This is a genomic window from Inquilinus limosus MP06 (genome assembly GCF_000767795.1).
GTDB classification, from domain to species: Bacteria; Pseudomonadota; Alphaproteobacteria; order DSM-16000; family Inquilinaceae; genus Inquilinus; species Inquilinus limosus_E.
Genome location: NZ_JANX01000218.1, coordinates 1 through 9,242 on the forward strand (window position 1 = coordinate 1; position 9,242 = coordinate 9,242).

Consider the following 9,242-nt stretch of genomic DNA (forward strand, 5'->3'; position numbering starts at 1 on the left):
TGGCCGCCCGACAACTGGTCCGGCATCCGCTCCGCCAGCCCGCCGAGGCCGAGCAGGGGCCAGCAGGTCGTCGGTCGCCACCCGGTCCGGCCGGGCGGTGCGGCCGCGGCCGACCAGCAGCGGCAGCTCGATATTGGCGCGCACGCTGCGCCAGGGCAGCAAGGTCGGGTCCTGGAACACGAAACCGACGTCGCGGCGCTGCCGGGCCGCTGTCGGCGGTCCGCCCAGCACCGCGATCTCGCCGCCCAGCGGCGCCAGCAGGTCGGCCACCACCCGCAGCAGGGTCGACTTGCCGCAGCCGGAGGGGCCGAGGATGGTCAGGAAGCCGCCCTGCGGCACATCCAGGTCGACGCCGTCCAGCACGGGGACGGAGCCGTATCCGAGAGCGAGCCCGCGGCAGCGGATCGCGACGCTGTCCACCTGTCCCGTCACCCCAGCTTCGGCCGGTCGGCTGCGGTCATCTCCAGGATCGCGCCGGACCAGCACTCCTCCGGCTTCGGCGCACTGCCCTGGAACTGGCCGATCGAGTCATAGATCCGCACCTGCTCGGCGATCGCGGCGGGGTCGAACCAGCCCCAGCCTTTCGCCCTGGTGTCGGCGTCGAAGCTCAGCTTCAGCACCAGCCCAATCGTCGCCTGCTCGGTCTCGCGGTCCAGCTGCGGGTAGGCGTCCACGGTCAGGTCCACCGCCTCCTTCGGATGCGCATGGGTCCAGGCCCAGCCCTTGGCCACGGCGCGCAGGAACTTCGCCAGCACCTCGGCATTCTGCGCCAGCGCCGCGTCGGTGGCGAAATAGACGTTGGAGTAGGAGGGCAGGCCGGTGTCCTTCATCATCAGGTCGATCCGGTCCGGCCCGATCACCGACAGCGCCTTGGTGTTGGTGATCCAGCCGGTGACCGCGTCGACCTGGCCGGCCACCAGCGGCGTCATGTCGAAGCCGATATTGGTGATGTCCAGCTGCGACGCATCGATCCTGTTCTGCGCCAGGATCGCGTCCAGCACGAAGCGGGCGGTCGGCTGGATGCCGATGCGCTTGCCGATCATGTCCTTGACGCTGCGGATCGGCGCCTTGGGCAGGGAGTAGAAGGCGAAGGGGCCGGAGCGATAGCCGCAGGCGATCACCTTCACAGGCACGCCGGAGCCGCGGGCCAGCAGCAGCTGCGCGGAATCGGAGAACTGGCCCAGCGCCGCCTGGCCGGTGACCACCGGCGGCACGGTGGCGGAGTTCGGGCCGCCGGGCGAGAAGTCGACCTCCAGCCCCTCGGCCTGGAACAGCCCCTGCTTCAGCGCCACCACGTCGCCGATCTGGCCGTTGCTGATCAGCCAGTCGTACTTGATCACCACCTTGGCGGCTTCGGTCCGACCCTCCGGGATCTTGAGCGCGATGCCGGCGCCGAAGGCGGCGATCCCGGCCAGGACGGTGCGGCGGTCGAAGGCGGTCATGCGGTCCTCCCTCCAGCGGCCGGGCCTTCGACGTCGCCGACAGGGCCGCCGTCGAGCCAGGCATAGATCTCCCACAGATTGTCGTCCGGGTCGGTGAAATAGGCGCAGCGCGCGTTCCACGGATAGTCGGCGGGCGGCCGGGTGAACGGCACGCCGAGGGTGCTGAGCTCGCGATAGACCGCGTCCACCGTGGCGGGCGAGGGCAGCTCGGCGGCGGCGCAGGCCTTGTGCACCTGCGGCGGGGCGCGGCGGCCGGAGACGCCGGTGTGCTCGGCGATATGGCCGATCTCCCACAGCGCCAGGGTCAGCCCGGCGCCCTTGAAGTCGGCGAAGCCCGGGGCGCGGCGGCGCAGCCGGAAGCCCAGCTTGTCGACGTAGAAGGCGGCCGCCCGCTCGACATCCTCGACCAGGAAGCAGACATCGGTGATCGGATGGGACTGGGCGAAGGGCATGGCGGTCTCCGGACGGTCTCGCGCCGATCATGGCGCCGCCGGACGCCGCCCTTCTTCCGTGATCCTGCGCATCTGTTGCTTGATCTTGCTCCGGCTTCGACCGCCTGGCTCATTCTCTCAACTGTCATTGCCGGGCTTGACCCGGCAATCCAGGAGCCACCCAGAGCGGCCTCGACATCTCTGGATGCCCGGGTCAAGCCCGGGCATGACAAAGGAGGGGAGCCTCTCCAAAACCCTAGCGGTCAGCCCTGAACCGCGCCGGGGTGGTGCCGGTGGCGCGGCGGAAGGCGGTGGAGAAATGCGCCTGGCTGGCGAAGCCGGCGCGGTAGGCGATCTCGGCCAGCGCGAGCTCGCGCCGAGCCAGCAGCGCCTTGGCCCGCTCGACCCGCCGCGCCAGCACGAACTGGTGCGGCGCCCGGCCGGTCGCAGCCTTGAAGGCGCGGCTGAAATGGAACGGGCTGAGCCGGGCGACGGCGGCCAGTCCGGCCAGGCTCAGATCGCCGTCCTCCAGCGCATCTTCGACATGCTCCAGCACCCGGCGCAGCCGGTCCGGCGACAGCGCGTCGGGCCGCTCCGGCCGCGGCGCCGGGCGACGGGAGAGGAGGCGCAGAGTGCAGGCGGCGAAAGTCAGGCCCAACTGCTCCGCCAGCAGCGGATCGGTCGCTTCCGGCTGCCGTGCCAATTCGGCCAGCGCCAGGGCGATGTGCACCGTGACCGGGTCGGCGGCGACCAGCATCTCGGAATCGTCGAAATCCGCCGGCCCGATCTCCTGCCCGATCCGACGATAGGCCGCGGGCGGCTGGAAGATCGAGATGTACTCGGCGCCGTCGCCGTCGACGAACAGCGGCAGCCCGGCCGGCTGCACGCCCAGGGTCCAGGCCGGCCGCGCCACCCGTCGCGTCGGCCCCTCGCCGATGCGGAAGGCATAGCGCCCGTGGCCGCTGCGGTTCAGCGACAGCCGGTGCAGCGCGCCGCAGGATTCCATCTGCCCGGCGTCGCTGCGATAGCACTCCACCATGATGTCCGGCCGCGCCGCCGCCGCGTAGTCGTGCAGTGCCGGCCGGCTGATGGCGAAGACCGAAGGGTCGAGACCGTCCATCTCATGCTCTCCCTGCCTGCCCGCGCGGTCCGCGGCTCTACCGGCTGCGGTTCCGCTGCCGTTCCCGTTCCGGAACGACGCAAGCAGCATGCCAGACGGCGGCGAGCCGGGCCACTGGCCCGGCTCACGAGGTGAGGGGAGTCGGTGAGCGGCTATTTCGACTTCGGCACCGGCGGTGCAGTGCTGGCCATTTCCGTGTGCAGCCCCTGAGCCATCTGCAGGTGGTGGAATACGATCGGCAGGGTGTCGGAGGCGAAGGCCTTGAGGTCCTCGTCCTGGCCTGCGCCTATCTCGTACTCCAGCAGCTGCGCCGTAGCCTGGTGGTCGGCGATCTGGCTGGCGACGTAGGCGCGGTCGAAATCATCGCCCGTCAACCCCTTCAGCTTGTCGTGGATCGCCTTGTGCTCGGCATCCATCTCCCGGGGCAGGACGATGCCGGCGGCTTTCGCCAGCCCGGCCAGGCGATCGTTCGCCTTGCCGTGATCGCGCACCATCTGCCGGCCGAAATCGCGCACGGCGTCGCTGCCGCCCCGCGCCTCCGCAAGCTTGCCGAAGGCCACCTCGGCCAGGCCGCCTTGCGCCGCGGCGACGGCAAAGACCTGGTCCGAGGTGTTCGGCTGATGCGGCGCCGGCGTTCCGGGCTTCCGTTCCGGTGTTCCGGCCGGCGTGGTCGCCGGATTGCCCGGCGCCGGGGTGGTCGGATTGACCGTCGTCTGGGCCCAGCCCGATGGCGCCGCGAGCAGGAAGGCCGCCAGCGCCGCGGCCGCGATCCGATCCGTCATGCCGGTTCCTCCTTCCATGACCGTCACAGTGTCAGCAGATAGGCGGTCAGCTCTTCCTTCTCGTCCTGGGTCAGCTTCAGCCCGAGCACGAGGTTGAAGTACTCGACCGTGTCGGCGAGGGTCGGCAGGCGGCCGTCATGCAGATAGGGCGGGGAATCCTTGATGCCGCGTAGGCTGAAGGTCTTGATCGGCCCGTCCGGCAGCATCACCAGCCCGTTCGCCGTGCGGCCGATGTCGTAGAAGCGCTCGGCCTTCAGGTCGTGCATCTGGTTGTCCATGAACGAGGTCTGCGGCACGTGGCAGCTGGCGCACTGGCCCTTGCCCATGAAGATTCGCTCGCCCGCCAGCTCCTGCTCGGTCGCCTTGGCCGGGTCCAGCCGGCCCAGCGGGGTCAGCTTCGGCGCCGGCGGGAAGTCGACGATGTTCTGCATCTGCGCCATCATCGACGTCTGGTCGTGCCGCTCCGGCAGGTTCACGCCCTTGCGCTGGGCGCTGGTCTGGTCGCCGTTGAAATAGGCGGTGCGCTGCTCGAACTCGGTGAAATCCTCGACCGAGCGCAGCGAGCGCTTCGAGCCATGGATCTGCTGGTTGAACACGCCGCGCAGGCTCACCGTATCCAGCCGGAAGCGATCCGCCTGCGGCCGGATGTCGGGAGTCTGGTGGAAAGCGGCATTGGTGTGGAAGTTGGCGTGGCAGTCGAGGCAGGTGACGCCCAGGCTCTGGTCGGCGCTCTTGCGATCCTCGGTCTGGTTGAACTCCTCCTGCGGGAAGGGCGTCAGAAGCAGGCGCAGCCCCTCCATCTGCACCGGGGTGATCAGCCCGACCATCATCGAATAGTAGTTCTTGATGGTCAGCAGCTGCCCGCGCGAGACGTCGCCCAGCTCCGGATGCGTGGTCAGGAAGATCGGCGGCGGGAATTCCGGGGTGAAGGTGTCGGGCAGGTCGAAATCGACGTCGAAGCGGCGCAGGTTGCGCTGCTCCTGACGGGCGATCTCGTCGATCTGGTGGTTCGGGAACACCTGGCCGCCGGTCGCCTGCTTGACATGGGGCAGGGGCAGGAAGCCGGCCGGGAACAGGCTGCGCTGTTTGATCTCGTCCGGGCTCATCGCCGCCAGCTCGTCCCAGGTCGCGCCTTGCGGCAGCTTCACCCGGACGCCGGCCTGCACCGGCTTGCGCCCGCCCGACATCATCACGCCGGGGATCGGCCGGTCGGCCAGGTCGTAACGCTCGTCCAGCAGCCGCTGCTGCCGCCGCATCACCTCCGGCTTGGCCGCCTCATCATCCGTCTTGACCTGATCGAAGGGCTGGGTCGGCAGCGGCCGGTAGGTCGCGTCAGGCGGCAGCGACCCGGCCAGGGCGCCGACGCCGGCGACGATGCCGGCCGTGAGCAGGGACAGGGGCAGCAACAGACGGCGGGCCATCGGGCACCTCGGAAATCATCCTCGGAAATCCGCCGCCGGGGGGCATCGGCCGGCGCGGCGGTTTCCGGGCCAACAGGAACTTTTTCGGCCCGGTTCCGGTCGGCCAGATGAAAATCCGAGGGGCGGCTCAGCCCGGCTTGGCCGCGAGCTGCCGGCGGTACTCCGCGACCGGCAGGCCGCCGACGCCCCAGTTCTCCATCGGCACCTCCTCGATCACCACGAAGGTCGCGTCGAGCGGCTTGTTCAGCACGTCCAGCAGCAGCTGGCTGACGCCCTGGATCAGGGCGGCCTTCTCCTCCGCCGTCACCGCGCGGCGGTCGGGCGAGGATCCCTCGCGGGTCACCTGAATGGTCACCATCGGCATCGCCGTTCTCCTTGGTCAGGGATGGGCGGCCGCCTGCTGCCGCCGCCATCCGTGGTTTCACCAGTGGCCTGCGTTCTGGCCGCCGTCGACATGCAGGATCTCGCCCGTCACGAAGCCGGCAGTCTCCAGGAAGACGACCGCATCGACGATGTCGCGGATCTCGCCCATCCGGCCGACCGGGTGCAGCCTGCCCAGCGCCTCATGCGTCTCGGGCGCGTGCATCGGCGTCTTGATGATGCCGGGCGACACGGCGTTCACTCGGATGCCCTTGGCCGCATATTCGATCGCCAGCCCCTTGGTGGCGGAGTTCAGGCCGCCCTTGGTCAGCGACGCCAGCACCGCGGGGACGCCGGCGATCGGCTGGTCGACCAGGCTGGTGGTGATATTGACGACGTGGCCCGAGCCCTGCTTCAGCATCGCCGCGATGGCGTGCTGCGTGACGTGGAAGAAGCCGGCCAGGTTGACCGACAGCACCTGGGCGAAGTCCGCCTCGGTGTAGTCGGTGAAGGGCTTGGCGACGAAGATGCCGGCATTGTTCACCAGCGTGTCGACCCGGCCGAAGCGGGCCAGGCCTTCCTCGACCACGCGGGCGGCGACGCGCGGATCCGCGATGTCGCCCTCGACCGCGAGGATGTCGGGGTCGCTGCCCTGGCGGATCGAGCGGGAATTGGCGACCACCTTGTAGTTCAGGTCGCGATAGGCCTTGACCAGGCCCGCGCCGATGCCCTGCGAGGCGCCGGTGATGACGGCGACCTTCCGTTCGGTTCCCATGATGTGCCTCTGAGATCGTGCAGCGGCCGGAGCGATCTCCGGTCGGCCGGGCCACTGCGGCGCCGGTGCCGATCTATTTACGGCCTGCCGTCGATCGTTCGAATAGACGTCATCCGGGAGAGACTGTTGCGTGAAACGGAATACCGGATCAGGCGCCGGGCGTGAGGCGGGCGAATTGGGCCTTCAGCCGTGGCAGGGCGAAGTCGACGAAGGCGCGGACCTTCGGCACCGACAGGCGGCCCTCCGGGGTGATGATGTGGACGGGCAGGGGGGCGGGTTCCGCGTCGGCCAGCACGATCTTCAGCCGACCGGCCTGGACCTCCTCGCCGACATGGTAGGAGAACAGTCGGGTGACACCGTGTCCCTCGGCGGCCGACGCGATCGCGGCCCGGACGCTGTTGACGATCAGTCGTGGCGTGAACTGCACGGTCCTGGCACTGGTCGACCCCGGCGCCGGCGGGAAGCTCCAGGAATCGATGCCGAAATGCGTCATCGAGACGATCCTGTGCCGGGCCAGGTCGGCGGGCTCGTCGATCCGCGGATGCTGCGCCAGATAGGCGGGGGCGGCCGCCACCACCCGGCGGACCTCGCCCACCCGCACCGCGACCAGGGTGGAATCCGGCAGATGGGCGATGCGCAGGGCGGCGTCGATGCCCTCGTCGATCAGGCTGACCGGCCGGTCGAGCAGCAGCAGACGGGCCGAGACGGCGGGATAGGCGTCGAGAAAGGCGTCCAGGATCGGGCGCAGCACGTCCTCGCCGCTGATCAGGGGCGCGGTCAGGGTCAGCAGGCCGCGCGGCGCCGCCCGCTCGCCGGCGGCCAGCATGTCGGCCTCCTCCAGGTCGATCAGAACCCGGCGGCAGGCGGCGGCGTAGCGCTCTCCCGCCTCGCTCAGCCGGATCGACCGGGTCGTGCGGTGCAGCAGCTGCACCCCGACATGGTTCTCCAGGAACGCGATGGCCCGGCTGACAGCGGCGGGCGAGCGGCCGAGCCGCCGGCCGGCACCGGCCAGGCTGCCCGTGTCCAGGGCCGAGACGAACACGCGTATGGCGTCGATCCGGTCCATCATTCTTCCCGGATGTGGGACACTGAAGGCCTGAGCCTAGGCATTCCGACGACCGGTGCAAAGCTCTGGGCTAAGCAACGGCCTCGATCCGCACCTCGCGGCTCCTGGCGCCTTCGGCGACGAGCGCCAGCAGGCTTTCGCCTTCCTCGGTCACCGCGGCGGTCTCCGGCTTCGACAGCGGCTCGAACATCTCGATCCGCAGCACCGCGGCGCCGCGCGCCTGGCTCACCTTCCAGCGGCCGCGTACCACCCCGTCGACCAGCAGCACCGGCGGCATGAAGTTGCCATAGACCAGCGGCCTGTACTGCTCGGCGATGACATGCTCGCGCTCGGCGTGGGACAGCAGCAGGTTGTCGTATTCCGGCAGGAAGCGCGGCGGCGCCGGCACATCCGGGCCGGGGCGGGGTGCGTCGGGCAGGTCGAACAGCTCGCGCCCGGCTTCGTCGCGCAGGCTCACCAGCTTCGGCCGCAGCGCGTCGACCGTGGCCTGCAGCCGGGTCAGGCCCGACCAGATCTGCATGTCCTGCACGCTGGCCGGGCCGAAGGCGGCGAGGTAGCGCAGCAGCATCGGCTCCGGCGCCGTGTCCGTGCCCAGCGGCTGGCGCAGCCAGCTCTCGGCCGTGCTGCACAGCGGCAGGCCGCCGATGCCCCACAGGCCGCGCGGCGGCACCTGCACCAGCGGCGCCAGGTTGCGTATGGCATAGGATAGGGCCTTGGCGTCGCGGTCCGGCCACTGCTTCTGCAGCAGCCGGCCCATCTCCTCCACCGTGCGCGGCTGGTCGACCAGCAGGCGCCGCCCGGCCGCCACCACCGCTTCCAGGTCCAGCCCGGCAAGCTGCTTGCCATAGGGCGTGCCGGTCATCAGCAGCCGCTCCTGCACCCCCTGCAGCACCGGGCGCAGCACCCGGCAGTCGCGGGCGGTGACGAGGTGGATGGTCGACCGCATCAGGGCGATGCGCACCGCCTTGCGGTCGCGGATCAGCTCGGCCAGGTCCTCCAGCTCGAACCGCTCCAGCCGGCTCCACAGCCCGACATAGGGCGCGGTCGGGGACTGCGACTGCATCCCGACCAGCCGCTCGATCGCCTCAGTGGCGCCGATGCTCCAGCGCCGCAGCAGCCCTTGCCGGCCCAGCAGCGCCCGGTTGCGGCCGCGCCGGTCCAGCGTTTCCCCTGCGTCCGCCTTCGCCATACATCCCCCGATCCGAATCCCGGCGCCACCCTGTCCCCGATCGGCGGCGGGGCACAAGCCCCGGCGCGGGGGCCCGGCCGGCCCCTCCCGTCTGGGGGCTTGCATCCGGCCCGCCAAGGCGTGGACAATCGGGGGACTATCCCGCCCGATACCCATGGAGGCCGCGATGGCCCTCGGACCGGACGACTGGGAAGTGCCCGTTCGGGCGCAGCCCGACCCCGACGACTACGCCTTCGATCTCGACCGCGCCCTCGACGCCGTGGTCGGCCTGACCGCGCGCGTCCCGGTCGACGCCTACACCGCCGGCACGCTGGGCACCGAAAGGACCGGCAACGGCGTGGTGATCCGCGACGACGGCATTGTCCTGACCATCGGCTACCTGATCACCGAGGCCGAGGAGGCTCGCCAGCTTCGGGGTGCGGCCGGGCGGGCGCTCGGCCTGACACCCGCCCCGACGGCCGTCCGGCACCGTATCGCCGTCCCCAGCACCGTCATTGCGAGCGCAGCGAAGCAGTCCATGGTGCCGCTCATGCGGGCCGATGGATTGCTTCGTCGGCTTCGCCTCCTCGCAATGACGGTGAGAGAAGCGGCTGACTCGACACTGGGCCGGCCGCGCCGCTACCGTCAACCGATCGACGGAACAGGAGGACGGCGAT

At 70.4% G+C, this 9,242-nt stretch carries 10 protein-coding genes and 1 pseudogene; 1 reads left to right on the forward strand and 10 read right to left on the reverse strand.

The window, feature by feature from the left end; translation table 11 throughout:
- From P409_RS17370 to P409_RS17415, 10 genes are all read right to left on the reverse strand, one after another.
- The coding region (locus tag P409_RS17370) for an ATP-binding cassette domain-containing protein (RefSeq protein WP_202964702.1) at positions 1–432 on the reverse strand (432 nt) is incomplete at its 3' end.
- Positions 429–1,442, reverse strand: a complete 1,014-nt coding sequence (locus P409_RS17375) for an ABC transporter substrate-binding protein (protein ID WP_034840146.1) — start codon at positions 1,440–1,442, stop codon at positions 429–431. The genes P409_RS17370 and P409_RS17375, both read right to left, overlap by 4 nt.
- Positions 1,439–1,894: a VOC family protein gene (locus P409_RS17380; protein ID WP_034840149.1), complete on the reverse strand. Its 456-nt coding sequence runs from the start codon at positions 1,892–1,894 to the stop codon at positions 1,439–1,441. Before P409_RS17380 ends, P409_RS17375 begins: the two co-directional genes overlap by 4 nt.
- A gap of 235 nt (positions 1,895–2,129) precedes the next feature.
- A complete protein-coding gene (locus P409_RS17385; RefSeq protein ID WP_034840151.1) occupies positions 2,130–2,993 on the reverse strand; it encodes a helix-turn-helix transcriptional regulator in 864 nt (287 codons plus the stop codon).
- Positions 2,994–3,145: 152 nt separating this feature from the next.
- Entirely contained in the window at positions 3,146–3,775 is a 630-nt protein-coding gene (locus P409_RS17390; RefSeq protein ID WP_034840153.1) for a DUF4142 domain-containing protein, read from the reverse strand.
- Between the two features lie 23 nt (positions 3,776–3,798).
- The gene (locus tag P409_RS17395) at positions 3,799–5,196 is read right to left on the reverse strand and encodes a cytochrome b6 (RefSeq protein ID WP_034840156.1); all 1,398 of its coding nucleotides are present in this window, start codon (positions 5,194–5,196) and stop codon (positions 3,799–3,801) included.
- Between the two features lie 127 nt (positions 5,197–5,323).
- A complete protein-coding gene (locus tag P409_RS17400; RefSeq protein ID WP_034840160.1) occupies positions 5,324–5,560 on the reverse strand; it encodes a tautomerase family protein in 237 nt (78 codons plus the stop codon).
- A gap of 57 nt (positions 5,561–5,617) precedes the next feature.
- Complete coding sequence (locus P409_RS17405; RefSeq protein WP_034840163.1) at positions 5,618–6,331, reverse strand: SDR family NAD(P)-dependent oxidoreductase; 714 nt, start codon at positions 6,329–6,331, stop codon at positions 5,618–5,620.
- 148 nt (positions 6,332–6,479) lie between these two features.
- The gene (locus P409_RS17410) at positions 6,480–7,397 is read right to left on the reverse strand and encodes a LysR family transcriptional regulator (protein WP_034840165.1); all 918 of its coding nucleotides are present in this window, start codon (positions 7,395–7,397) and stop codon (positions 6,480–6,482) included.
- A gap of 70 nt (positions 7,398–7,467) precedes the next feature.
- A complete protein-coding gene (locus tag P409_RS17415) occupies positions 7,468–8,586 on the reverse strand; it encodes a winged helix DNA-binding domain-containing protein (RefSeq protein WP_034840168.1) in 1,119 nt (372 codons plus the stop codon).
- Between the two features lie 166 nt (positions 8,587–8,752).
- Between P409_RS17415 and P409_RS40380 the strand changes: the two are divergent.
- Positions 8,753–9,242: pseudogene (locus tag P409_RS40380) on the forward strand (hypothetical protein); the annotation flags it as partial.